The 24,677-nt window shown below is 70.7% G+C and carries 22 protein-coding genes; 12 read left to right on the forward strand and 10 right to left on the reverse strand.

The features are described from left to right. Positions 1-502 precede the first annotated feature (502 nt). The 6 genes from AB0Q90_RS07690 (at position 503) to AB0Q90_RS07715 (ending at position 6,129) form a co-directional block, all read left to right on the forward strand. The gene (locus AB0Q90_RS07690) at positions 503-1,582 is read left to right on the forward strand and encodes a TraR/DksA family transcriptional regulator (protein ID WP_363158102.1); all 1,080 of its coding nucleotides are present in this window, start codon (positions 503-505) and stop codon (positions 1,580-1,582) included. 62 nt (positions 1,583-1,644) lie between these two features. Next, on the forward strand, positions 1,645-2,244 hold the full coding sequence (gene lspA / locus AB0Q90_RS07695; RefSeq protein ID WP_363158103.1) for a signal peptidase II: 600 nt from the start codon (positions 1,645-1,647) through the stop codon (positions 2,242-2,244). A 53-nt stretch (positions 2,245-2,297) separates the two neighbouring features. Beyond that, positions 2,298-3,242: an RluA family pseudouridine synthase gene (locus AB0Q90_RS07700; protein ID WP_363158104.1), complete on the forward strand. Its 945-nt coding sequence runs from the start codon at positions 2,298-2,300 to the stop codon at positions 3,240-3,242. Then, positions 3,239-3,709: a GNAT family N-acetyltransferase gene (locus AB0Q90_RS07705; protein WP_363158105.1), complete on the forward strand. Its 471-nt coding sequence runs from the start codon at positions 3,239-3,241 to the stop codon at positions 3,707-3,709. The genes AB0Q90_RS07700 and AB0Q90_RS07705 overlap by 4 nt, the downstream gene beginning before the upstream one ends. 64 nt (positions 3,710-3,773) lie before the next feature. Then, complete coding sequence (locus AB0Q90_RS07710; protein WP_363158106.1) at positions 3,774-5,348, forward strand: Na+/H+ antiporter; 1,575 nt, start codon at positions 3,774-3,776, stop codon at positions 5,346-5,348. 40 nt (positions 5,349-5,388) lie between these two features. Further along, positions 5,389-6,129, forward strand: a complete 741-nt coding sequence (locus AB0Q90_RS07715; protein WP_363158107.1) for an SDR family oxidoreductase — start codon at positions 5,389-5,391, stop codon at positions 6,127-6,129. A gap of 3 nt (positions 6,130-6,132) precedes the next feature. Here AB0Q90_RS07715 and AB0Q90_RS07720 read toward each other — a convergent pair whose 3' ends face one another. Then, complete coding sequence (locus tag AB0Q90_RS07720; RefSeq protein WP_363158108.1) at positions 6,133-7,224, reverse strand: mechanosensitive ion channel domain-containing protein; 1,092 nt, start codon at positions 7,222-7,224, stop codon at positions 6,133-6,135. Between the two features lie 95 nt (positions 7,225-7,319). Here AB0Q90_RS07720 and AB0Q90_RS07725 point away from each other — a divergent pair, with 95 nt between their 5' ends. Then, a complete protein-coding gene (locus AB0Q90_RS07725; RefSeq protein WP_363158109.1) occupies positions 7,320-7,889 on the forward strand; it encodes a dienelactone hydrolase family protein in 570 nt (189 codons plus the stop codon). Between the two features lie 5 nt (positions 7,890-7,894). Here the strand turns inward: AB0Q90_RS07725 and AB0Q90_RS07730 are convergent, their stop codons facing one another. The 5 genes from AB0Q90_RS07730 to AB0Q90_RS07750 form a co-directional block, all read right to left on the reverse strand. Next, positions 7,895-8,887, reverse strand: a complete 993-nt coding sequence (locus AB0Q90_RS07730; protein WP_363158110.1) for a zinc metalloprotease — start codon at positions 8,885-8,887, stop codon at positions 7,895-7,897. 223 nt (positions 8,888-9,110) lie between these two features. Next, a complete protein-coding gene (locus tag AB0Q90_RS07735) occupies positions 9,111-10,769 on the reverse strand; it encodes an alkaline phosphatase D family protein (RefSeq protein ID WP_363158111.1) in 1,659 nt (552 codons plus the stop codon). Between the two features lie 84 nt (positions 10,770-10,853). Next, complete coding sequence (locus tag AB0Q90_RS07740) at positions 10,854-11,693, reverse strand: thioredoxin domain-containing protein (protein ID WP_363158112.1); 840 nt, start codon at positions 11,691-11,693, stop codon at positions 10,854-10,856. A gap of 69 nt (positions 11,694-11,762) precedes the next feature. Next, positions 11,763-12,458, reverse strand: coding sequence for a hypothetical protein (locus AB0Q90_RS07745; RefSeq protein WP_363158113.1), 696 nt, complete (start codon positions 12,456-12,458; stop codon positions 11,763-11,765). Between the two features lie 79 nt (positions 12,459-12,537). Beyond that, complete coding sequence (locus AB0Q90_RS07750; RefSeq protein WP_363158114.1) at positions 12,538-13,875, reverse strand: DUF2252 domain-containing protein; 1,338 nt, start codon at positions 13,873-13,875, stop codon at positions 12,538-12,540. Between the two features lie 201 nt (positions 13,876-14,076). Between AB0Q90_RS07750 and dnaE the strand changes: the two genes are divergently transcribed. Then, on the forward strand, positions 14,077-17,616 hold the full coding sequence (gene dnaE / locus AB0Q90_RS07755) for a DNA polymerase III subunit alpha (protein ID WP_363158115.1): 3,540 nt from the start codon (positions 14,077-14,079) through the stop codon (positions 17,614-17,616). An 88-nt stretch (positions 17,617-17,704) separates the two neighbouring features. Here dnaE and AB0Q90_RS07760 read toward each other — a convergent pair whose 3' ends face one another. Further along, complete coding sequence (locus AB0Q90_RS07760) at positions 17,705-17,869, reverse strand: hypothetical protein (protein ID WP_188291664.1); 165 nt, start codon at positions 17,867-17,869, stop codon at positions 17,705-17,707. 224 nt (positions 17,870-18,093) lie between these two features. Here AB0Q90_RS07760 and AB0Q90_RS07765 point away from each other — a divergent pair, with 224 nt between their 5' ends. The 4 genes from AB0Q90_RS07765 to AB0Q90_RS07780 all read left to right on the forward strand — a co-directional run bounded on the left by AB0Q90_RS07765 (position 18,094) and on the right by AB0Q90_RS07780 (position 22,047). Further along, positions 18,094-19,314, forward strand: coding sequence for an NYN domain-containing protein (locus AB0Q90_RS07765; RefSeq protein ID WP_363158116.1), 1,221 nt, complete (start codon positions 18,094-18,096; stop codon positions 19,312-19,314). Positions 19,315-19,420: 106 nt separating this feature from the next. Then, positions 19,421-20,395, forward strand: coding sequence for an ABC transporter ATP-binding protein (locus tag AB0Q90_RS07770; protein ID WP_363158319.1), 975 nt, complete (start codon positions 19,421-19,423; stop codon positions 20,393-20,395). 85 nt (positions 20,396-20,480) lie between these two features. Then, complete coding sequence (locus tag AB0Q90_RS07775) at positions 20,481-21,305, forward strand: ABC transporter permease (RefSeq protein WP_363158117.1); 825 nt, start codon at positions 20,481-20,483, stop codon at positions 21,303-21,305. 34 nt (positions 21,306-21,339) lie between these two features. Beyond that, complete coding sequence (locus tag AB0Q90_RS07780; RefSeq protein WP_363158118.1) at positions 21,340-22,047, forward strand: AAA family ATPase; 708 nt, start codon at positions 21,340-21,342, stop codon at positions 22,045-22,047. A gap of 281 nt (positions 22,048-22,328) precedes the next feature. On the opposite strand, the gene ybaK is transcribed toward AB0Q90_RS07780, so the two are convergent. Genes ybaK through AB0Q90_RS07795 form a run of 3 tightly spaced genes read right to left on the reverse strand, consistent with a single transcriptional unit; the run spans position 22,329 to position 24,621 of the window. After that, on the reverse strand, positions 22,329-22,838 hold the full coding sequence (gene ybaK, locus AB0Q90_RS07785; protein ID WP_363158119.1) for a Cys-tRNA(Pro) deacylase: 510 nt from the start codon (positions 22,836-22,838) through the stop codon (positions 22,329-22,331). Positions 22,839-22,852: 14 nt separating this feature from the next. Then, positions 22,853-23,593 (reverse strand): LON peptidase substrate-binding domain-containing protein, encoded by a 741-nt coding sequence (locus tag AB0Q90_RS07790; RefSeq protein ID WP_363158120.1) that lies wholly within the window; start codon positions 23,591-23,593, stop codon positions 22,853-22,855. 11 nt (positions 23,594-23,604) lie between these two features. Then, positions 23,605-24,621, reverse strand: a complete 1,017-nt coding sequence (locus AB0Q90_RS07795) for a hypothetical protein (protein ID WP_363158121.1) — start codon at positions 24,619-24,621, stop codon at positions 23,605-23,607. Between the last annotated feature and the right edge of the window lie 56 nt (positions 24,622-24,677).

Below are 24,677 nucleotides of genomic sequence, written 5' to 3' on the forward strand. Positions count from 1 at the left end.
GGCTCCCCGGTGCGCCTTCCACACCGATGAGCCCCCTCATTGGGGTCGCGAGCCGGTTCTACTGGCCCTCGCTGGGCTTTCTTCCGGCGGCTCCGGGGTGATCTTCACGTCGCGCTCGCCCCCGGGCTTCCACCGTCCCCGGGTCGCTCTGGGCTGCGTACGCCGCTACTCGTCCCCATCCATGCCTTTCGCTTCGCCCAGTGTACGGCGCCGCGGGGACAGCGGCCGACCGGTTTTCCGGGGTCCGGGACCGGGCCGTGGGGCAGGGGGCGCGGGTGGCCTGCGGTGACCCGAATGGAGCGGTACGGGTGTTCGGATTCCGGGACGGTCGGCTCGGCGGATTACCCGGCGGGGAGCTGGGCACAACGCTTGCAGATCTGCCGCGCGGCATCCGCGAGGCGGGCGAATCGGGCGGTGTGCCCCATTGCCGCGGGACTCAAGTCGATTTATCGTCCCAGCACGATTCGCGTGCAAGATCACAATATGTGAAGGGGCCGCGGCCATGGTGGCGAAGAAGACCGCCGTACAGCAGTCGGCGTCCGGCAGGTCCACGAGAGCCTCCGGCGGTGCGGCCAAGGACGTGAGTGGCAAGAAGAGCACGCACGGGGCGTCCGCGGAGCGGGCCGCCAAGGCGGCGAAGCCGGTGAAGACGGTGCGCGTGGCGCGGGGGGCCGCCGAGGGGGCGGCGGGCACGGAGGGAGCGGCCAAGAAGGCCGTGGCGAAGAAGACGGCCGGCAAGAAGGCCGCGGCGAAGAAGGCGCCGGCCTCCGGGACGGCTCCTTCGAGGAAGGCGGCCGACGAGGAGGCGGCCGGGGGACCGGCGGGCACGGAGAGCGGGAAGGCTCCGGCGAAGAAGGCCACCGCCAAGAAGGCCGCGGCGAAGAAGGCCGCGGCGAAGAAGACGGCGGCCAAGAAGGCCGTAGCCAAGAAGGCCGCGACCAAGGAGGCCGTGGCCAAGGGGGAGGGCACCGCGGCCGCCGCCGAGAAGGCGGCCGTCAAGAGGACGACGTCCAAGAAGAGCGCGTCCAAGAAGAGCACGTCCAGGACCAGCACGGCCAAGAAGGCGGGCGCGGCCGAGGCCGCGGAGCAGACGGGAGCCACGACAGTGGTTGCGAAGAAGACTCCTGGCACGGCGGCGGCGGCCACGACCGCCGTTCCCAAGGCGCGGGTCGCCGCGGCGGAGCCCGGCGAGCTTGCGGTGCGCCCCGGTGAGGACCCGTGGACCCCGGAGGAGGTCGAGGAGGCGCGGGCCGAGCTGCTGGCCGAGGCGCTGCGGCTGCGGACCGAGATCACCTCCTCCGAGGAGGCGCTCGCCGGCCTGATGCGGGACTCCGGGGACGGTGCCGGCGACGACCAGGCGGACACCGGCACGAAGAACATCACGCGCGAGCACGAGATGGCGCTCGCCGCCAACGCGCGCGAGATGCTCACCCAGACCGAGCGTGCCCTGGAGCGGCTCGACGCGGGCACCTACGGTCTGTGCGAGAACTGTGGCAATCCCATCGGCAAGGCCCGTATGCAGGCATTCCCGCGCGCGACGCTGTGCGTGGAGTGCAAGCAGAAGCAGGAACGCCGGTACTGAGGGTGCTGTCGGGTGTGCCGTACCCTCGTCCTCAGTCAGGTACCTAGGGTTGAGGGACTCACGTGGCAGAGGCGGAGCGCATCATCGGTACGCCGGACACCCCAGAGGGGGCCGAGGCCGAGCCGGAGCAGTCGGCCGGACCGGAGGGGCAGGAGGGTTCCGAGGCGCGCCCCAAGGGCAAGCGCCGGATCGCCGTCCTGTTCGCGGTCGCCGCCTTCGCGTACGCCCTCGACCTGGTCAGCAAGATGCTCGTGGTGGCGAAGCTGGAGCACCACGAACCCATCGAGATCATCGGGGACTGGCTGCGCTTCGAGGCGATCCGGAACGCCGGTGCGGCCTTCGGCTTCGGCGAGGCCTTCACCGTGATCTTCACGGTGATCGCGGCGGCCGTGATCGTGGTGATCGCCCGGCTCGCCCGCAAGCTCTACAGCCTGCCCTGGGCGATCGCGCTGGGCCTGCTGCTGGGCGGTGCGCTCGGCAACCTCACCGACCGGATCTTCCGCTCGCCGGGCGTCTTCGAGGGCGCGGTCGTGGACTTCATCGCGCCCAAGCACTTCGCCGTCTTCAACCTCGCTGACTCGGCGATCGTGTGCGGCGGCATCCTGATCGTGCTGCTGTCGTTCAAGGGCCTCGACCCGGACGGCACCGTCCACAAGGACTGAACCCGTCAGGGCGCGCGGTCGGGACTGTCTCACCCGTCCGGCATACTCGACGGGTGAGCACGATTCCCGAGATCCGTACCCTGCCCGTGCCGGACGGCCTGGAGGGCGAGCGCGTCGACGCCGCCATCTCCCGCATGTTCGGCTTCTCCCGTACCAAGGCCGCGGAGCTCGCCGCGGCGGGCAAGGTGCTGGTCGACGGCACGGTGGTCGGCAAGTCCGAGCGGGTGCGCGGCGGGGCCTGGCTGGAGGTCGAGCTGCCGCAGGCGGCCGCGCCGGTGCAGGTGGTCGCCGAGCCGGTCGAGGGCATGGAGATCGTGCACGACGACGATGACGTGGTCGTGATCGTCAAGCCGGTCGGGGTCGCCGCGCATCCGTCGCCGGGCTGGACCGGGCCCACCGTCATCGGCGGACTGGCCGCCGCCGGGTACCGCATCTCGACCTCCGGCGCCGCCGAGCGCCAGGGCATCGTGCACCGCCTCGACGTGGGCACGTCGGGCCTGATGGTCGTCGCCAAGTCCGAGTACGCGTACACGTCGCTCAAGCGCCAGTTCAAGGAGCGCACGGTCGACAAGCGCTACCACACGCTCGTCCAGGGCCACCCCGACCCGACCAGCGGCACCATCGACGCGCCCATCGGCCGTCACCCGAACCACGATTACAAGTGGGCGGTCACGGCCGACGGCAAGCCGTCCGTCACGCACTACGACCTCATCGAGGCGTTCCGCGCGGCCTCCCTGCTCGATGTGAAGCTGGAGACCGGCCGCACTCATCAGATCCGCGTCCACATGGCCGCCCACCGGCATCCGTGCGTGGGCGACCTGACGTACGGCGCCGACCCGACCCTCGCCAAGCGGCTGAGGCTGACCCGGCAGTGGCTGCACGCCGTCCGGCTCGGCTTCGAGCACCCCGGGGACGGGCAGTGGGTGGAGTTCGCGTGCGACTACCCCGAGGACCTGCAGAACGCCCTGGACCAGGTGCGCGAGGAGACCTACGGATGAGTTCGCCGTCGTACGTGGTCCGCGAAGCCGAGGAGACCGCCGACCGTGAGGCCTGCTTCGCGGTGCGCCGGGAGGTCTTCGTCGGCGAGCAGGGTGTGCCCGAGGACCTGGAGTACGACGCCTACGACGCCGTGGCCGTGCATGTGCTGGCCGTCCGGGAGGACGGGGTGCCGCTCGGCGCCGGGCGGCTGCTGTACGGCGAGGCGGCCGCGGCGAAGGGTGTCGACGATCCGGCCGTCGGTTCGCTCGGGCGGCTCGCGGTGACGAAGGCGGCCCGCGGGCTCGGGGTCGGTGTCGCGCTGGTGCGGGCCATCGAGGACGCGGCACGCGCGCGTGGACTGAAGTTCGTGGACCTGCACGCGCAGACGCATGCGCTGGGGTTCTACGAGCGGCTGGGATACGAGGCGTACGGCCCGGAGTACATGGAGGCGGGGATTGCGCACCGGGCGATGCGGCGTTCTCTCTAGCGTTTCGCGTGGCACTCTGGGCGTCGGGGGCTTCTTGATCACCTAGACCGCCGGAGCGCTGACCGTGGATCAGTTGGCCCTGTTGTTCGTGCTGTTGCTCGGGGCCGTGGTGAGTGTTCCGGTCGGTGATCGGCTCGGACTGCCGGCGCCGGTGCTGATGACGCTCCTCGGGATCGTGCTCGCGCTGCTCGACTTCGTGCCGAACGTCGACATCCGGCCCGAGCTGATCCTGCCGCTGCTGTTGCCGCCGCTGCTCTACGCCGCCGTACGACGGACGTCCTGGCGGCAGTTCGCGGCCAACGTGCGGCCGATCCTTCTGCTGGCCGTGGCGCTGGTGTTCGTGACGACCGTGTGTGTCGCCGTGGTCGCGAACGCGATCATTCCGGGGCTGCCCATCGCCGCCGCCGTAGCGCTCGGCGCGCTGGTGGCGCCGCCCGATCCGGTCGCGGCCACCGCCGTCGCCGGGCAGTTGGGGCTGCCGCGCCGGCTGGTGTCCATCCTGGAGGGCGAGGGGCTCTTCAACGACGTCACCGCGATCGTGCTCTACCACGTGGCGATCGCGGCGGTCGTCAGCGGTACCTTCTCGCCCTGGCGGGCCGGGTTCGACCTGGTGCTCTCCGCGGTCGTGGCGCTCGCCGTCGGACTCGTTCTGGGCTGGGGCGCCAACCGGCTCATGGGGCTGCTCGGCGACCCGACCCTCCAGATCGGGCTGACGCTGCTGGTGCCGTACGCCTCCTATGTGCTCGCGGAGGAGCTGCACGGCTCCGGGGTGCTGGCCGTGCTCACCACCGCGCTGTTCCTCGCCGAGTACGCCACCGACGCCGACGACGTGATGACCCGGCTCGCCGGGCACACCTTCTGGGACGTCGTCGACACGCTCGTCACCGGGGTGGCCTTCGGGCTGATCGGTCTTGAGCTGCACAACGCCGTGCGGACGGCGTCCGGGCGGTGGGGCGAGCTGCTCGGGTGGGCGGCGGCGATCGTGGGCGTCGTCGTCCTCGTACGGCTGGCGTGGCTGCTGCCGGCGACCTGGCTGACCAAGCGGCTGCACGCGCGGCGGGACCACGACGAGGACATCCCGATGAGCTGGCGCGAGACCGTCGTGATGTGGTGGTCGGGGATGCGCGGGGTCGCGTCGGTGGCGCTGGCGCTGGCGATTCCGCTGGAGGTGGACGACGGGTCCGCGTTTCCCGACCGGGACGAGATCGTGTTCGTCGCGTTCGGGGTGATCATGGCCACGCTGGTGCTCCAGGGGCTGACCCTGCCGTGGCTGGTCAAGCGGCTCGGGGTGCGGGCGGACGCCGAGCGGGAGAAGGCGTTCGAGAAGACGCTGGCGATGCGGGCGGCCAAGGCGGCCAAACGCAGGTTCCGGGAGATCGAGGCCGTGGAGGAGCTGCCGGACGAGCTGTCGGAGCAGATGCTGCGGCGGGCCTTCGACATCGGCGTGCGGATCTCGCCCGACATGGGGGACGAGGAACGCCGCGATGTGCAGCGGCGGTTCAAGCGGATGCGGCGGATCCAGGGCGAGATGCTGAGCGCCGCGCGGCACGAGGTGCTGGCGGCGCGCAGCGAGCCGGGGGCCGATCCGGAGGTGGTGGACCGGGTGCTGCGACACCTGGATGTGCGGAGTCTGCGCTGATTATGTCCCGCTTCGGCCCCATCCTCCGTAGGGTTGGATCATGGCTCGCAACGTAGTGATCAGTGGCGGTGGAACCGGAATCGGGCGTGCCGCGGCGCAGGCCTTCGCGCGCGACGGGGACCAGGTGCTGTTGCTCGGGCGGCGCGCCGAGGTGCTGGAGAAGGCCGAGGTGCCGGGGGCGCTCACCTGTGCCGCCGACCTGAGTGATCCGCGCGAGGTGCGCCGGGTCGCCGACTTCGTCGGGCGTGAGCTCGGCGCCGTGGACGTGCTGGTGCACAGCGCCGGAGGCAGCGGCTCCCGCGAACCCGCCATCGGGGGCGACGACCCCCTCGACGCCGTCGCCCACAACTGGACCGTCAACTTCCGGCTGAACACGCTGACCGCCGTGCTGCTCACCGAGGCGCTGAAGGAGCGGCTCGCCGAACCCGGCGGGCGGGTGCTGTTCCTGAGCTCCATCGCCGCCCTCCGCGGGTCCGGGAGCGGGGCGTACGGGGCGGCCAAGGCCGCGCTGCACCCGTACGCCCATGATCTGGCCCGCGAGTTGGGGCCCCGCGGGATCACCGTCAACGTGGTCGCGCCCGGCTACGTCGAGGACACGGAGTTCTTCGGCGACACGATGAGCGAGGAGCGGCGCGCGACGCTCGTCGCGCAGACCCTGACGGGCCGTGCCGGTACACCCGGGGACATCGCCGCGACGCTGCACTGGCTGGCGTCCCCGGGCGCCGGACACATCACCTCGCAGGTCATCCAGGTCAACGGCGGTGCCGAGCGCGGCCGCTGACGGTCAGCGCTCGGCCCGCGGGGGCTCGTGGACGCGGCGCGGGGGTACGCCGGGGCGGCCGTTCGGCAGCGCCGCGTCCGCCGTGTTGACTCGGGGCAGGGCGTACGGGTGGGCGTCGGTCAGCCAGCGGATCATCTGCTCGCGGACCGTGACCCGCACCGTCCAGATGTCGTCCGCGTCCTTCGCCGTCACCAGCGCCCGTACCTCCATGGTGTTGGGGGTGGTGTCGGTGACGGACAGGTCGCAGGCGCGGCCGTCCCAGGCCGGGCACTCGCGCAGGATGTCGCGCAGCCGCTCGCGCATCAGGTCCAGGGGCGCCGAGTGGTCCAGGTGCCAGTAGACGATGCCGGTCATCTGGGCACCGCCCCGGGACCAGTTCTCGAAGGGCTTGGAGGTGAAGTACGACACCGGCATGGTGATCCGGCGCTCGTCCCAGGTGCGCACGGTCAGGAAGGTCAGCGTGATCTCCTCGACCGTGCCCCACTCGCCGTCCACCACGACCGTGTCCCCTATGCGCACCATGTCGCCGAAGGCGATCTGGAGCCCGGCGAACATGTTGCTCAGCGTGGACTGGGCGGCGACACCGGCGACGATGCCGAGGATGCCCGCCGAGGCCAGCAGCGAGGCACCGGCGGCGCGCATCGCGGGGAACGTCAGCAGCATCGAGGCCACGGCCACCACGCCGACCACCGCCGCGACCACGCGTGTGATGAGCGTCACCTGGGTACGTACGCGCCGGACCCGGGCCGGGTCGCGGCTGGCGCGGGCGTAGCGGGAGTACGTCGTCTCCACGACCGCCGCCGCGATCCGGATCACCAGCCAGGCCGTCGAGCCGATCAGCACCAGCGTCAGGACCTGGCCGGTCCCGACCCGGTGCTCCTCCAGCACCTGTGCCGAGTCGTAGGACCCTCTCAGCATGGCCGCGCACAGCACGAGCTGGTACGGGACCCGGGCGCGGCGCAGCAGGCCCCACAGGGGCGTCTCGGAGTGCCGTGCGTCGGCCTTGCACAGCAGACGGTCGGTGGCCCACCCGATGACGAAGGTGAGCAGAACCGAGCCGCCGAGGACGATCAGCGGGCGGAGTACGTTCTCCATGCCTCCGAACGTAACCGCCTCAGGGGGGTGATGAACATGCGGCCCCGTACGGCGGCGCGCACGGCGTTGTCGGACCCGGCTGGCACCATGGCCTCATGAACATCATGCTCTTTCACTCGACCTATGGACTGCGTCCCGCGGTGCGCCAGGCCGCCGACCGGCTGCGCGAGGCCGGACACGAGGTCTGGACGCCGGACCTCTTCGAGGGGCGCACGTTCGAGACGGTCGAGGAGGGCATGGCCGCCAAGGACGAGATCGGCAAGGACGAGCTGCTCAAGCGGGCCGTGCTGGCCGCCGCGCCCTATTCCGAACGAGGGCTGGTCTACGCCGGTTTCTCCCTCGGCGCCTCGATCGCGCAGACCCTCGCCCTCGGCGACGACAAGGCCCGCGGGCTGCTGCTCCTGCACGGCACCTCCGACATCGCGCCGAGCGCCTCGGTGGACGAGCTGCCGGTCCAGCTGCATGTCGCCGAGCCGGACCCGTTCGAGACCGACGACTGGCTGAGCGCCTGGTATCTGCAGATGGGCAGAGCCGGGGCCGACGTGGAGATCTACCGGTACGCCGGGGCCGGTCACCTGTACACCGACCCCGACCTGCCGGACTACGACGCGGAGGCCGCCGAGGCCACCTGGCGGGTGGCGCTCGGCTTCCTCGACTCGCTCTAGACGGCTCAGCCGGCCGCTCGGTACGCCGCCCAGTTCTGCTGCATGCGTGTCACCTGGCCCGCGGTGAACTGGTACATGCAGGAGTCGTAGGTGTAGTCCATGAAGTTGTGGATCGGGTCGGCGCCCGCCTTGCGGGTACAGGTGTCACGGCCCTCGGGGCACTCGTAGGCCGCGCTCTTCTCGGCCGGGGTGTCCTCGACGTAGTCGCCGTTGCCGCTGCAGCCGCCCTGGAAGGTGTGGTACAGGCCCATCCAGTGGCCGACCTCGTGGGTGGCGGTGTCGCCCTCGTTGTAGTTGGCGGCCGACCCGCCGGGCAGCGAGGCGTCCAGCAGGACCACGCCGTCCATGGACGGGCTGGAGTTGTAGGAGCTCGGGAAGGTGGCCCAGCCGAGCAGGCCGCCGCCGAGGTTGGCGGTGTAGACGTTGAGGGCGTTCGCGCCACCCTGGCGCAGGGTGGACTTCATCGCCTTCTCCTCCGCCGAGCCGTAGCCGACGTTGTACCAGGCGGAGTTGTCCGTGTAGTCGGTGCCGGCCAGCGTGAACTGGTAGCCGGAGTCGGTGTTTCCGGTGCCCTGGCCGGCGTACGCGGCGTTCAGCACGTTCATCTGGGCGTTGACGTCGGTCGCGCTCAGCTTGCCGGTGGTGCCGCTGTGGATGACGTGGAAGTACACCGGGATCGTCGTCGAGGCCGCGGCGGCGAGGCTGCGGCTGCCCGAGGCGGGCAGCTTGTCGAGCTTCTTCTTCAGATCCGCGTCCATCGCCTGGGCCTTGGCGGCGCTGATCTCGTTGGGCTCGGCGACGCTCTCGCCGGCGTGTCCGGGGTGGGACTCGCGGGCCGCGGCGTGGGTGTCCGTCTCGGCGCAGTCGGCGGCCGGAGCCTGGGCCGCCGCGATGCCGGTGGGGGCCGACAGGGGGGTGAGCATCAAGGTTCCGGCCACGACTGCCGTGCTGAGAAGGCGTCTGCGCGTAGAGGGGGTTATCCGGGCAAGGGCACGCATGCTGACTCCTGGCTGATGCGTTGGGGAGAAGGGGCGCAGGGGTCTTCCTGGCCGCCGCCCGGAGATTACGTGTACATGCCTAGGTCAGAAGAGAAACGTTTCGGCCAATCAAGATCTCCAACAAAGGGGGTAAACAACCCGCCCCCGGCGGGTGGTGTGGCCGGATTCAGCACCCGGTTCCGCCACCCGCCGCTGGCCGAAAGTCGCTGTTGAAACGCGGGTTTTACACGGGGTCGTACGTCCGCTCGACCTTCTGCGTACCGGTGCGGGTGCGGTACGAGCGGGCCCAGGAGGAGGTCGCGTCGGCCTTCGTGCGGTCGGACAGGACGTAGTAGTCCATCTGCGCGCGGTCGGCCGTGATGTCCAGGACGCCGTAGCCGTGACGGTCGGTGTCGACCCAGCGGACATGCCGGTTGGCGGCCTTGATGAGCGGTGCGGCGAGCGCGGAGACCGTGCCCTCGGGGACCTTCACGAGGTCGTCGAGGTTGTCGGAGGTCACCGAGGTGACCACGAACTCCGTGGCGGCCGAGGCGGACAGCGGGTAGGTGGCGGCGTTCACCGGAACGTCGTTGGCCCAGGCCATGTGGATGTCGCCGGTGAGGAACACGGTGTTGCGGATCGCGTTCGAGCGCAGGTGGGCCAGGAGTTCGCGGCGGTCGTCCGTGTAGCCGTCCCACTGGTCGGTGTTGAGGGCGAGGCCCTCCTTCGGCAGGCCGAGCAGCTCGGCGAGCGGCTTGAGCAGCTCGGCGGAGAGGGAGCCGATGGCGAACGGCGCGATCATCACCGAGTTGCCGACCAGCCGCCAGGTGGTGTCGGAGGACTTCAGGCCCGCCTTCAGCCAGTCGAGCTGGGCGCGGCCGGTGAGCGTGCGCTCCGGGTCGTCGACCGTGCCGTTGCCGATCGTGACCTGCTGCGAGCGGTAGGACCGCAGATCCAGCAGGGACAGGTCGACGAGCTTGCCGAAGCGCAGCCGGCGGTAGGTGGTGCCGGCCACCGCCGGACGCACCGGCATCCACTCGAAGTACGCCTGCTTCGCGGCGGCCTGACGTGCGGCCCAGGTGCCCTCGGCACCCTCGGTGTGGTTCTCGGCGCCGCCCGACCAGGTGTCGTTGGCGATCTCGTGGTCGTCCCAGATCGCGACGACCGGCGCGGCCGCGTGCAGGGCCTGGAGGTCGGGGTCGGTCTTGTAACGCCCGTGCCGGGTCCGGTAGTCGGCGAGCGTGAGGATCTCGTGGGCGGGGGCGTGCGGCCGTACGACGGTGTCGCGGGTGCCGTACTCGCCCGTGCCGTACTCGTAGATGTAGTCGCCCAGGTGCAGCCAGGCGTCCAGGTCGCCGCGGGTGGCGAGATGGCGGTACGCCGAGAAGTGGCCGGCCTCCCAGTTGGCGCACGAGACCACGCCGAAGCGGAGGCCCGCCACGGCTGCGTCGGCGGCGGGCGCGGTGCGGGTGCGGGCGGCGGGGGAGTCGGTGCCGCCGGCCGAGAAGCGGAACCAGTAGTCGGTGGCGGGCTTGAGGCCGCGGATGTCCGCCTTGACCGTGTGGTCGGCGGCGGCGGTTGCCGTGGTGGAGCCCTTGGCGACGATGTTCGTCAGCGCCTTGTCCGTGGCCACGACCCAGCTGACCTCGGTGTCCGGGCCGAGCCCGGAGCCGGGTATCGCCTCGGCGGTCGGGGTCACCCGGGTCCACAGCAGGATGCCGTCGGGCAGCGGGTCGCCGGAGGCGACGCCGTGCAGGAAGGCGGGGGCATCGGCGGCGCGGGCGGTGCCGGCGGCGGCGAGAGGTCCGGTCAGGACGACAGTGGCCGCCGCGGCCTTGACGACCGTACGGCGGCGTGGGGAAAGGGCGTTGAGCGGCTCGGTTGATCTGTATCGTCTGGTCACGAGCGATCAGGTTACTGACCGGTATGAACGAGAGCGGGCGAACTGGTAAAAGTTCGCCCGCTCTTCGTGTCCGAGTCGCTTGGGTCAGGCCTTGAGTGCCGCGTCCACCAGCGTGTTGAACTCGTCCGCCGTCATCGGCGGGTTGTTCTGGTCGGTGGTGAGCATCTTGCCGTCCATGACGAGGCTCGGCGTGCCGGTCACCTCGTCCTTGTTGGTGTCGAAGGTCTTCGACATGGCCAGCGCCCAGGCGTCGTACGTGCCGTTCTTCACGGCGTTCTGGAACTTCGTGTTGTTCTTGAGCGCGTCGACCGAGTCGGCGATCTCGATCAGGTAGTCGTCGCTCTTGAACTTGTCGTCCGACTCCTCCGGGTGGTAATCCGCCGAGTACAGCGCCGCCTTGTACTGGAGGAAGGCCTCGTCGCTGACGTTCAGCGCGGCGCCGAGGGCGCTCATCGCGTTCTTGGAGCCCTCGCCGTTGCTGCCTATCTTGCCGTCGCCGAGGGAGTCGCCGTCGAGGAAGGTGCCGCCGACGAACTGGACCTTGTACTTGCCGTCCTCGACGTCCTTCTCGACGGTCGAGCCGACCGCCTGCTCGAACGAGGCACAGACCGGGCAGCGCGGGTCCTCGTAGACCTTCAGGGTCTTCTTCGCGCTGTCCTTGCCGATGACGACGGTCGTGCCGTTGGTGCCCGTGGTGTTGGCCGGGGCGACGACCTTCTCGTCCCGCACGGCCTCCCAGTGGCCCGGCTTGTTGGCCTGGACGACGGCGTAGCCGATGCCGCCGGCCGCGGCCAGCACGCCGACGACCGTGGCGGCCACGATGACCTGCCGCTTGGCCTTGGCCTTCTTGGCCTCGCGCTCACGCTCGGCACGCAGCCGCTCGCGGGCCGCCGACTTCGCCGACTGGCTGTTCCGCTTGCTCATCTCGGTTGTTCTCCATGGGGACGCGCACACACCGGGTGTGCGGAATACGTAAGGGTGGACTGGTCGTGCTCAGGCGAATGAGGCCGAGCACGGCGGTCCACGCCGTCCCAAGGAGTGCACGAGTATCCGCTCGCGCGCAGGGGAGGTACGACGGTGCGGGCGCGGCAGGCGGCGCGGCGACCGGGCCGGCCGTACCGACACCGCGGCGACCGCCAGCAGCAGCGGCCGGAAGGTGGTGGCCGCCACCGCCCCCAGCAGCTGGGCCAGCGCCCGCTCGCCACGGCGCAGCCAGACGGCCGCGAGGAGACCGACGCCGATGTGCGCGCCGAGCAGCAGCCAGGCGGTCGAGGGGTCGGCGTGGGCGAGGAGGGCGGCGAGCCGGTCGGTGCCGGTCTTCTCGGACATCGCGGTCAGTGCGGTGCCGACGCGGGTGCCGTCGCCGCACAGCACGTCCAGACCGACCGAGCGCAAGGGGCCCGTGACCGGGCCGCCCGCGGCGCCGTAACAGGCGTGCTGGCCGGTGGTGAAGAGCGTGTCGGCGGCCAGCTCCAGCGGGATCAGCAGGGCGGCGATCCGCCCGAAGCCCCGCTCGCGGCCGGCCAGCGCGTAGGCGACGACGAACACCGTGGCGGCGACCAGGGCCACCGTGTTCAGCGGCAGCGGGACCCGGGACAGCAGCACGTGCGACGCGGTGCTGAGCGTCACGACGAGTGCCGTGAACAGCGCCGCGCGGAGCGCTCGTAGCTGGGTCCCGGATATGTCCATAGCGCTGAGAGTCTGTCACGAGGGCCGGTAAGGGACCCTTAAAGGTTCCCTGTGAACCGGCCCGGTGGGAAGGACTGCGTCACAGACCGGGAATCCGGCCGTTGCGGAAGAGGTCCACGAAGATCTGGTGGTCGGCACGCGCGCGTGCGCCGTAGTCGTGCGCGAAGCCCACCAGAAGGTCGGCGAACCCGTCCTCGTCGGCGGCGATGGCCGCGTCGATGGCGCGCTCGGTGGAGAAGGGCACCAGGGACTCGCCGGAGGTGTCGTCCGCCGCCGCGTGCATAGTGGCCGTGGCCCGGCCGAGGTCCGCGACGACCGCCGCGATCTCCTCCGGGTCGTCGATGTCGCCCCAGTCCAGGTCCACGGCGTACGGCGAGACCTCCGCGACCAGCTGGCCCGCGCCGTCCAGTTCGGTCCAGCCCAGCCACGGGTCGGCGTGCGCCTGGAGGGCACGCTGGGAGATCACCGTGCGGTGCCCCTCGTGCTGGAAGTAGCCGCGGATCGCCGGGTCCGTGACATGCCGGGAGACGGCCGGGGTCTGGGCCTGCTTGATGTAGATCACGACATCGTTCTCCAGGGCGTCGCTGTTGCCCTCCAGAAGGATGTTGTACGACGGCAGGCCGGCCGACCCGATGCCGATGCCGCGACGGCCGACGACGTCCTTCACCCGGTAGGAGTCCGGGCGGGCCAGGGAGGACTCGGGCAGCGTCTCCAGATAGCCGTCGAAGGCGGCCAGCACCTTGTAGCGCGTGGCCGCGTCCAGCTCGATGGAGCCGCCGCCCGGGGCGAAGCGGCGCTCGAAGTCACGGATCTCGGTCATCGAGTCCAGCAGCCCGAACCGGGTCAGCGCGCGGGCGTCGCGCAGGGCGTCCAGCAGTGGCCCCTGAGCGGTGTCCAGGGTGAAGGGCGGCACCTCGTCGCTCTTGGCGCCGGTGGCCAGGGCGTGGATCCGCTCGCGGTACGCGCCCGCGTACACCTGCACCAGGTCGGTGATCTGCCCGTCGCTCAGCGCCTTGGCGTACCCGATGAGCGCCACGGAGGCGGCGAAGCGCTTCAGGTCCCAGGTGAACGGGCCGACGTAGGCCTCGTCGAAGTCGTTGACGTTGAAGATCAGACGGCCCGTGGAGTCCATGTACGTGCCGAAGTTCTCCGCGTGCAGGTCGCCGTGGATCCACACGCGCGAGGTGCGCTCGTCCAGGTAAGGGCCGCTGTCTATGGTCCCGGCCCGCTCCGCGTCCAGGTCGTGGTAGAAGAGGCACGCCGTACCCCGGTAGAACGCGAAGGCGGAGGCCGCCATCTTCCGGAACTTCACGCGGAACGCGGCCGGGTCGGCGGCCAGGAGCTCGCCGAAGGCGGTGTCGAAGACAGCGAGGATCTCCTCGCCGCGGTGCTCGTCACTGAGCTGCGGGACCGACATCGCAGGGTGCCTCCTGGTGCATGTGTACGACAGCGTTTCTGTCGTCTCAACGGGCGGAGCCGCACGAAAGTGCCCGCGGCCTCTCGCTGTGAAGGTACGCGGGGCAGCGCCCGGAGTGTCAGTGCCGAGGCATAGACTTCGCAGCTGTCCCCCGAACTGTGCGCCAGCCCGTCGCCGACTGTTTTCCTTGGAGGCCAAGCCGTGTCAAAGCCGCCGTTCACGCACCTGCACGTCCACACCCAGTACTCGCTGCTGGACGGTGCCGCGCGGCTCAAGGACATGTTCAACGCGTGCAACGAGATGGGCATGACCCATATCGCGATGTCCGACCACGGCAACCTCCACGGGGCGTACGACTTCTTCCACACCGCGAAGAAGGCCGGAGTCACCCCGATCATCGGGATCGAGGCCTACGTCGCCCCCGAGTCCCGGCGCAACAAGCGCAAGATCCAGTGGGGCCAGCCGCACCAGAAGCGGGACGACGTCTCCGGTTCCGGCGGTTACACCCACAAGACGATGTGGGCCGTGAACAAGACGGGCCTGCACAACCTCTTCCGGCTGTCCTCGGACGCGTATGCCGAGGGCTGGCTGCAGAAGTGGCCGCGGATGGACAAGGAGACCATCGCCCAGTGGTCCGAGGGGATCGTGGCCTCCACCGGCTGCCCCTCCGGCGAGCTCCAGACCCGGCTCCGGCTCGGCCAGTACGACGAGGCCCTGAAGGCCGCCGCCGACTACCAGGACATCTTCGGCAAGGACCGCTACTTCCTGGAGCTGATGGACCACGGCATCGAGATCGAGCACCGGGTCCGCGACGGCCTCCTGGAGATCGGCAAGAAGCTCGGCATCCCCCCGCTGGTCACCAACGACTCGCACTACACGTACGCGCACGAGGCGACCGCCCACGACGCGCTGCTGTGCATCCAGACCGGCAAGAACCTCTCCGACCCGGACCGCTTCAAGTTCGACGGCACCGGCTACTACCTGAAGTCCACCGACGAGATGTACGCCGTCGACTCCTCGGACGCCTGGCAGGAGGGCTGCGCCAACACGCTCCTCGTCGCCGAGATGGTCGACACCAGCGGCATGTTCGAGGCCAAGAACCTCATGCCGAAGTTCGACATCCCCGAGGGCTACACCGAGGTCAGCTGGTTCCGCGAGGAAACCATGCGGGGCATGCACCGCCGGTTCCCGGGCGGCATCCCGGACGACCGTATGAAGCAGGTCGAGTACGAGATGGACACCATCATCTCGATGGGGTTCCCGGGCTACTTCCTCGTCGTCGCCGACTTCATCATGTGGGCCAAGAGCCAGGGCATCGCGGTCGGCCCGGGTCGTGGTTCCGCGGCCGGTTCGATCGTTGCCTACGCCATGGGCATCACCGACCTCGACCCGATCCCGCACGGCCTGATCTTCGAGCGGTTCCTCAACCCCGAGCGCATCTCGATGCCCGATGTCGACATCGACTTCGACGAGCGTCGGCGCGTCGAGGTCATCAGGTACGTGACGGAGAAGTACGGCGCCGACAAGGTCGCCATGATCGGCACCTACGGCAAGATCAAGGCGAAGAACGCGATCAAGGACTCCGCGCGCGTGCTGGGCTACCCGTACGCGATGGGCGACCGGCTCACCAAGGCCATGCCCGCCGACGTCCTCGGCAAGGGCATCGACCTGGACGGCATCACCAACCCCTCGCACCCGCGTTACAGCGAGGCGGGCGAGATCCGCGGGATGTACGAGAACGAACCGGACGTGAAGAAGGTCATCGACACCGCCAAGGGCGTCGAGGGCCTGGTCCGGCAGATGGGTGTGCACGCCGCCGGCGTGATCATGTCCAGCGAGCCCATCGTCGACCACGCCCCGATCTGGGTGCGGCACACCGACGGCGTGACCATCACGCAGTGGGACTACCCGCAGTGCGAGTCGCTCGGCCTGCTGAAGATGGACTTCCTCGGCCTGCGCAACCTGACGATCATGGACGACGCCGTCAAGATGGTGAAGTCCAACAAGGGCATCGACCTCGACCTGCTGGCCCTGCCGCTGGACGACCCGAAGACCTTCGAACTGCTCCAGCGCGGCGACACCCTCGGCGTCTTCCAGTTCGACGGCGGCCCCATGCGCTCGCTGCTGCGCCTGATGAAGCCCGACAACTTCGAAGACATCTCCGCCGTCTCCGCGCTCTACCGTCCCGGCCCGATGGGCATGGACTCGCACACCAACTACGCGCTGCGCAAGAACAAGCTCCAGGAGATCACGCCCATCCACAAGGAGCTCGAAGAGCCCCTCAGGGAGGTCCTGGACGTCACCTACGGCCTGATCGTCTACCAGGAGCAGGTGCAGAAGGCAGCCCAGATCATCGCCGGGTACTCGCTCGGCGAGGCCGACATCCTCCGCCGCGTGATGGGCAAGAAGAAGCCCGAGGAACTGGCGAAGAACTTCACCATCTTCCAGGCCGGTGCCCAGAAGAACGGCTACAGCGACGAGGCCATCCAGGCCCTGTGGGACGTGCTGGTCCCCTTCGCCGGCTACGCCTTCAACAAGGCGCACTCCGCCGCGTACGGCCTGGTCTCGTACTGGACGGCCTATCTGAAGGCCAACCATCCCGCCGAGTACATGGCCGGGCTGCTCACCTCGGTCAAGGACGACAAGGACAAGTCGGCCGTCTACCTCAACGAGTGCCGGCGCATGGGCATCAAGGTGCTGCCGCCGAACGTCAACGAGTCGGTGCACAACTTCGCCGCGCAGGGCGACGACGTGATCCTCTTCGGCCTCGAAGCCGTGCGCAACGTCGGTACGAACGTGGTCGAGTCGATCATCCGCAGCCGCAAGGCCAAGGGGAAGTACGCCTCCTTCCCCGACTACCTCGACAAGGTCGAGGCGGTCGCCTGCAACAAGCGCACCACGGAATCGCTGATCAAGGCCGGCGCCTTCGACACGATGGGGCACACCCGCAAGGGGCTGACCGCGCACTTCGACTCGATGATCGACAACGTGGTCGCGGTCAAGCGCAAGGAGGCCGAGGGCCAGTTCGACCTCTTCGGCGGCATGGGCGAGGAGGAGAGCAACGAGCCGGGCTTCGGACTCGACGTGGAGTTCTCACCCGACGAGTGGGACAAGACCTATCTGCTCGCCCAGGAGCGGGAGATGCTCGGTCTGTACGTCTCCGACCACCCGCTCTTCGGCCTGGAGCACGTGCTGTCCGACAAGGCCGACGCGGGCATCGCCCAGCTCACCGGCGGTGAGCACGCCGACGGCGCGGTCGTCACCATCGGCGGCATCATCTCCGGCCTCCAGCGCAAGATGACCAAGCAGGGCAACGCCTGGGCCATCGCCACCGTCGAGGACCTCGCCGGTTCCATCGAGTGCATGTTCTTCCCGGCGACCTACCAGCTGGTGTCGACCCAGCTCGTCGAGGACGCCGTCGTGTTCGTCAAGGGCCGCCTGGACAAGCGCGAGGACGTGCCGCGGCTGGTCGCGATGGAGCTCCAGGTCCCCGACCTCTCCAACGCGGGCACCAACGCGCCCGTGGTCCTCACCATCCCGGCCACCAGGGTCACCCCGCCGATGGTGAGCCGCCTCGGCGAGATCCTCAGCCACCACAAGGGTGAGAGCGAGGTCCGGATCAGGCTCCAGGGGCCGACCAGGACGACGGTGCTACGGCTTGACCGGCACCGGGTGAAGCCGGACCCGGCGCTGTTCGGCGATCTGAAGGTGCTGCTCGGACCGTCCTGCCTGGCCGGCTGACCCACTGACACGCGCGCGAGGGGCGCACCCTGTGATGGGGTGCGCCCCTCGTCATGTGCCTGGGCTTCAACGGCCCGTTATGAAGATGTCAGTTGTGACCGAAGCGCTTCTGCTTGCCCTTGCGCGCCACGTCCGCCGGCGTCACCTGGGACAGCCGCTGCTCGGCCTGCGCCTCCATCGAGGACTGCTGGGCCTGCTGCTGCCCGCGCTCCGACTGCGGCTGCTTTCGCTCACGGTTCTTGTTCTTGGCCATGGTGATCTGCCTCCTGTGGGGGATCTAGGGGCCAGGGCCGCGACCAGATTCACATAGGCTGACAAAGACCGCATTTCGGATAATTACCGTCCGTGACGGCGCTCGTCGGAGCGCTGCGCACCGAAACGCCACGCCGAAGATCGAGTTCCGGCCGTTAACCTTCGCGCGGTCGGGCAGACTCGAAGGAAGCCCGAAGCAAACCTCCCGGAAAGAGGGTGGATCGCGTGGACCGCTGCATCGTCCTGGTGGACGCCGGGTATCTGCTGGGGGCCGCCGCCTCTCTCCTCGCCGGAGAGCCCTCCCGCTCCCGGATCACCGTCGATCACGCCGCCCTCATCCAGGGCCTGCGCGAGCGCGCCGAGTCGGACACGGAGCGGCCGCTGCTGCGCATCTACTGGTTCGACGGCGCCCCTGACCGCGTCCCCCAGCCCGAGCACCGCAGGCTGCGCGTGATGCCCCGGGTCACGGTCCGCCTGGGCGCGCTGACCCGCAGCGACGGACGCTGGGCGCAGAAGGGCGTGGACGCCGCCATGCACGCCGAACTCACCGAACTGGCCCGCAACCGCGCCTGCTCCGACGTCGTCCTCGTCACCGGCGACGGCGATCTGCTGCCGGGCATGATGGCCGCCAAGGAGCACGGAGTCGCCGTACACCTGTGGGCCGTGCAGGCCGCGGACGGGGACTACAACCAGTCCGAGGACCTGGTCGCCGAGGCCGACGAGCGGCGCGTGCTCGACCGTACGTGGATCACCAAGGCCGTACGCGCCAAGGAGCTCGGCGGGGTCTGTGCGCCGCCGCCCGCGCCCCGGCCCGAGATCGCCGCGATCCTCTCCGCGCCGCTGCCCGAGTCCGCGCTCGCCGCGGCGGCCGAACGGCCGGCCGAGGAGCGCGAGCACCACGCACAGGCCGGCGCCGCCGGCAACGGCACACAGGAGCGCGTGCCCGCGCCCAAGGGCGTACCCACCCCCAAGGACCTGGCCGCCCTGCGCGCCCCCGGCGTCCAGCCCGCACCGCACCCGGCGAGCGCGACCCTGCGCTGGTCCTCCGACAAGGGCTGGGTCGACCGCCCCGGCACCGCCGCCGAGCCGCCCGAGGTCGCCTCCATGCCGACCCTCGCCCAGCTGACCACCGCGGAACAGCGGTGGGCGGACCGGGAGGAGGACATCACCACCGTCGGCGGAGACCCGTACGAGGTGGGGCAGGTCTTCGCGCGGCGGTGGATGGAGCGGCTGGGCGACCAGAGCCATCTCCAGAAGCTGTCGGGGATGTATCCGCGGATCCCGCACCGCATCGACGGCGAGCTGCTGCGGTACGCGGCCCGGTTCGGGCTGCTCGCGCACAAGGACGACCAGATCGACGAGCACGACCGGTACGCGATCCGGGCCGGGTTCTGGCGGGAGATCGACGTACGGACGGCGGCGGAGCACGCTCCCGCGGGGGAGTGAAACGGCACATACGCCGCCCCAAGGACGAGTGCAGCTGCCCGACCCCGTACTCTCATCCCTTGTGAGTACGCGCGCGGCACAGGCACTTCGGCCCAGTGGTGATGTCGTGTGCGCGGTGCGCGGGCTGACCAAGACCTATCCGGCGGTACGCGGCCGGCGTGGCACCCCCGCGACTCCCGAGGTGCGGGCCACCGACGACGTACGGCTGGACATCCGGCGCGGTGAGATCTTCGGACTGCTCGGGCCCAACGGCGCCGGCAAGACCACCCTCGTACGGCAGCTCACCGGGCTGATGCGGCCCGACCGCGGCAGCGTGGAGATCCTCGGCCACGACATCGTGCGCCACCCGGAGCGGGCCGCGCGGATCCTCGCCTACCTCGGGCAGGAGTCGACCGCCCTCGACGAACTCACCGTCTCCCTGGCCGCCGAGACCACCGGACGACTGCGCGGCCTCGACGTACGCCAGGCACGGGCCGAGCGGGACGCCGTGCTGGAGGAGCTGGGGCTCACCCCGCTCGCCGGGCGCCCCCTGAAGAAGCTGTCCGGAGGCCAGCGGCGGCTCGCCTGCTTCGCCACCACGCTGGTGGGCCGGCGGCCGCTGCTCGTGCTCGACGAGCCGACCACCGGGATGGACCCCGTGGCGCGGCGGGCCGTCTGGTCCGCCGTCGACCGGAGGCGGGCCGAACAGGGGACGACGGTGCTGCTCGTCACCCACAACGTCATCGAGGCCGAGACCGTCCTCGACCGGGTCGCGGTGCTCGACCGCGGCCGGGTGATCGCCTGCGACACCCCGGCCGGGCTCAAGGAGCAGGTCGCCGGGGAGGTCCGGGTCGAGCTGGTGTGGCGTTCGGCCGCGCCGTTGCACGTTCCCGAGGTCGCCGCGCTCCAGGACCGGGTGCTGGAGTCCGGGCGGAAGTGGACGCTGCGGCTCGCCCCCGAGGAGGCGCGCGCGGTCGTCGCCACCGTCACCGGCGGGGCCGCGTTCTCCGCCCTGGACGACTTCACTCTCGCCACGCCCAGCCTGGAGGACGTCTACCTGGCGCTGGGCGGGGCCGCGCAGCAGGGGTTGGTGAAGGCTTGAGCACGTCTGGTGAGGGCTTGAGTACACAGGCTGTCGCATCCGTACGGAACGGGACCACCGCAGGAGCGAAGAGGAGCAGCGCCACGTGAGTGTCGTACCCGCCGAGGTTCTGCCGGGTGGCGTCCTGGCCGCGGACGAGACGGCCGCCACGGACGCGGCCGAGCTCGGGCCGCGGGCCCGGCTGTGGCCGTCGCTGTGCGCTGTCTACCGTGCGCAGCTGTCCCGTGCGCGGGTCGCGCGCATCCCGCTGCTGTTCGTGGCGACCTTCCAGTCGATCGGGATCATGATCCTGATGCGCGGGGTCGTGGACGGCGGGGAGGAGGCGCGGGCCGTCGTCGCCGGGTCGTCGGTGCTCGTCGTCGCCTTCGTCGCGCTGAACCTGCTCGCCCAGTACTTCGGGCAGTTGCGGGCGAGTGGCGGGCTTGATCATTACGCCACGCTGCCGGTGCCGCCGGCCGCGGTGGTGCTGGGGGCGGCGGGCGCGTACGCGTCCTTCACCGTGCCCGGGACCGTGGTGACGGCCGTGTTCGGGTGTGTGCTGTTCGGGCTGCCGCTGGCGCACCTGTGGGTGCTGGCCGCGGTGATCCCGCTGGCCGGGGCCGCGCTCGCCGGGCTGGGGGCCGCGCTCGGGCTGCTCGCGCCGCGGCCGGAACTGGCGACGGTGCTCGGGCAGTTGGGCATGTCCGCGGCGCTGCTGCTGGGGGTGCTGCCGGCCGAGCGGATGCCGGAGGTGGTGCGGTTGGCGCGGGATCTGCTGCCGTCGACGTACGGCGTGGAGGCCTTCGCGCGGACCTTCGGGGCGCGGCCCGACTGGGCGTTCGTGCTCGGGGATCTGGCCGTGTGCGCGGGTGTGGGTGTGGTGTCGCTGGCCGCCGCGACGTGGGCGTACCGTCGGGCGGCCGTCCGGTGACGCGCCGCACAGGCGGGCCTGGCACGATGTCAGGGTGACCGCACCGCTGACTCCTCCTCCGCCGCCGCGTGACCAGTCCCCTCAGCAGGCGTGGCAGCAGCCGCCTGCCGCCGTGGGGGGTGGGTACGGCTTTCCCGGCTCGCCCGGGTCGCAGGGCTCGCACGGCTTGTACGAACAGGACGGTCCTGGGATGAAGACCGAGGTGCGGGAGGCTGCCGTGATCACGGTGGCGGTGGCGCTCGGTGGGGTGCTGCTCGGGGTGTTGTGGTGGTGGCTTGCGCCGCGGGTGCCGCTGGTGGGTGACGTTGTCGACGGCGGTTGGGTCGTCTACCTCAAGGACACCGAGGGGGAGCAGGCGGTGGGGGTGGACGGGACGTTCACGCTGCTGGCGCTGGCGTTCGGGTTCGTGAGTGCGCTGGCTGTCTTTCTGGTGCGGCGGCGTGGGGGTGTCCCGCTGGTGGTCGGGCTGGCTGTGGGTGGGCTGCTCGGGTCGTTGCTGGCGTGGCGGATCGGGGTGTGGCTGGGGCCGGCCTCGGATGTGATCGCCCATGCGAAGGATGTGGGCAAGGGGGTGACGTTCTCGGCGCCCTTGGAGTTGGACGCGAAGGGGGCGTTGCTGGCTTGGTCGGTGGCGGCGCTGGTTGTGCATCTGGGGCTGACGGCGTTGTTCGGGCCTCGGGATCCGGATCCGTATGAGCAGCGGCCGGGGGAGCGGGACGGGTACGGGGCGCCGTCGGCGTAGTCGGTTTTTCGCCCCCGCCGCCCCTACCCGTCCCATCCCTGGGGGCTGCCGCCCCCAGACCCCCGCTTCGGCCCTGAACGGGCCTCGTCCTCAAACGCCGGACGGGCTGGAAGGTCCTCGAACGCCGGACGGGCTGGGGCGTACGGGCCCGCACGGTCGGTGGTTCTACGCCGGGCGCCTGCCGTGGTTGGAGCGGCCCTTCTTGATGCGCCACTTTCGCTTGCGTGTTTTCTTCGACATGTCCCTCGTACCTAGCCGAGGAAGGGACTTGCGTCGAGGGGTTATGCGCGGCCGATGGGGGCGAGTACCGCTTCCGTGAGGTTGGTCAGGTCGGTGGGGGAGAGTTCCACCTCCAGGCCGCGGCGGCCCGCCGAGACGCAGATCGTGGTGTGGGCGGAGGCGGAGGCGTCCAGGACCGTGGGGAGTTTCTTGCGCTGGCCGAGGGGGGAGATGCCGCCTCGGACGTAGCCCGTGGTGCGTTCGGCGAGGGACGGGTCGGCCATGGCGGCGCGCTTGCCGCCGACCGCCGTTGCCAGGGCCTTGAGGTCCAGCTGGCCCGCGACCGGGACCACGGCCACCGTCAGCTTGCCGTCGACGTCGGCGACGAGAGTCTTGAAGACGCGGTCCGGTGAGACGCCCATCGCCTCGGCCGCCTCCTCACCGTAGGAGGGGTGGGAGGGGTCGTGGTCGTAGGAGTGGGTCGTGAACGGCACGCCTGCGCTCGTCAGGGCCACCGTTGCCGGCGTGCCGCCTCCCGACTGCTGCTGTTGCTTCTTCGGCTTCTTCGCCATCCCGGGTTCCGGCCTCAGTTCAGACTCGTCGGGCCGCGCGTCAGTTCCGACGCCGGCAGTGAGGGCAGGCTACGGATGATCGACGTCTCGGCGCGAAGGAGTTTCAGTTCGTCGCGGAGGCGGGAGGCCGTGTCGGGGGCCTGGAGCAGGCGCTGCTTCGTCGGGATGTCCAGCATCATCGCCGCGGCCACCAGGTACGAGACGACGGACGGTTCGTCCGGGAGGTCCGCGCCCGTGGCAAGCGAGCGTTCCCTCGCTCCCGCCAGGCGCTTCTGGTACTGGCGGAACGCCCGCAGTACGCCCTCGGCCAGCGCGCCGGCCTCTTCGCCCGGCTCCTCGGGCAGCTCCTCCAGCTCCGCCATCAGGAACGGGCCCGACGCGTCCACCGACAGCAGCCGCACCCGCGTCGTGCCCGTCGCCAGTACCTCGAAGGTGCCGTCCGCGCGCTCGCGGATCGTCGCGGCGTCCGCCACGCAGCCCGTCGAGTGGAACGACTTGATCGGCTCCGGGCCGAAGCCGGCCGCGGGCCCGCGTTCGGGCAGTGCGGTCGGGTCGGGCATGCCGGGTGCGGTCGACGCCACCTCGTGGCCGTCGCGGATCGCCACGACGGCGAAGCGGCGCGGTTCGTCCTCGGGGGTCTTCAACAGGGTGCGCATCATGGCGCGGTAGCGCTCCTCGAAGACGTTCAGAGGCAGCACCAGCCCCGGGAACAGTACTGAGTTCAGGGGGAAGAGCGGGAGCCGGACGGTGGTCACGACGCAGAAGCCTAATGGTCGCCGGAGTGTGCGCGTCCGGTGTGCCCGGTCCGTGGATGCCCGGACGGGTCCCGGATCTCGTCGCGCACCCGCAGACAGTGGCCCAGAGGGTCGTCCGAGAAGCGGTCCCAGGGGAAGGACGTGGCGTACGGGCCGGTCAGCCGCAGCTGCTCCAGGGCGTCCGCCCGCCGGTCCAGCCGTACCAGGACGTAGGTCAGCAGGTTGCGGATCTCCGCCGGCCACGGATCCGCGAGCGGGAGGCGGGCGGACAGGGCGATCGCCCGGTCGGCCGCCGCGTCCAGCTGCGCCCGCGGCACCTCGGGCCCGCCGCCGTCGGTGAGACAGGCGAACACCGCCCGCACCGGCAGCGCCTGGACGAGCGAGTCGGCCGGCGCGTCCTGGGCGGCCCGGTCGGCGAAGTCCAGGCACTCGCGGTGCGAGCCCTGCCAGGACGCCGCCAGATAGCGCAGGGCCGCCACATGGCAGCCGTAGTGGTGCGGGGCGCGGCGCACCGCCGCCTCCCACAGCTCCTCGACGTAGCGGGGTCCGGCCTGCGCCCCGCGCGCGTGGTCCAGGGCGATCCGCCAGGGCACCGGGTCGCGGTCGTCGCCGTGTGCCGCGGCGGTGACCAGCGGGCTCACCTCGCGCAGCAGCTCCGCCCGGGCCGGGGACAGCCAGGCGCGGTCCACGCGCAGCTGGGCATCGACCAGGAGGCCGTCGGGATCGTCCGGCGCGGCGGCGCGCCAGGCCTCGAACCACTCGGGGCGCGCGTGGGCGAAGGCGGCGAGCCGGGCGGTGTACCGGTCGCGGTGGTCCCACTCGGCGGCCGCGCGGGTGGCGGAGAGCAGCGCGGCGGCGGGTGCGTGGTCGCCCTGGGCGGCCGCGACCAGCGCCGGTCCCAGGCGCTGGTCGGGCACGTCGAGGAGTACCTCGTCGTCGGCCGAGGGCCCGGCGACGGGGTGGGGCGCGGTCCTGGCCATCCGGGGCGCGCGGATGAACGGCAGCATCAGAGCCATGGTGTCGACCATTGAAAAGCCGCAGTTCGAGACGGCGCCAGGGGCACCGGGCAACTCATGGAAAGTTG

Source organism: Streptomyces sp. NPDC079141, from assembly GCF_040686775.1.
Taxonomy (GTDB): domain Bacteria; phylum Actinomycetota; class Actinomycetes; order Streptomycetales; family Streptomycetaceae; genus Streptomyces.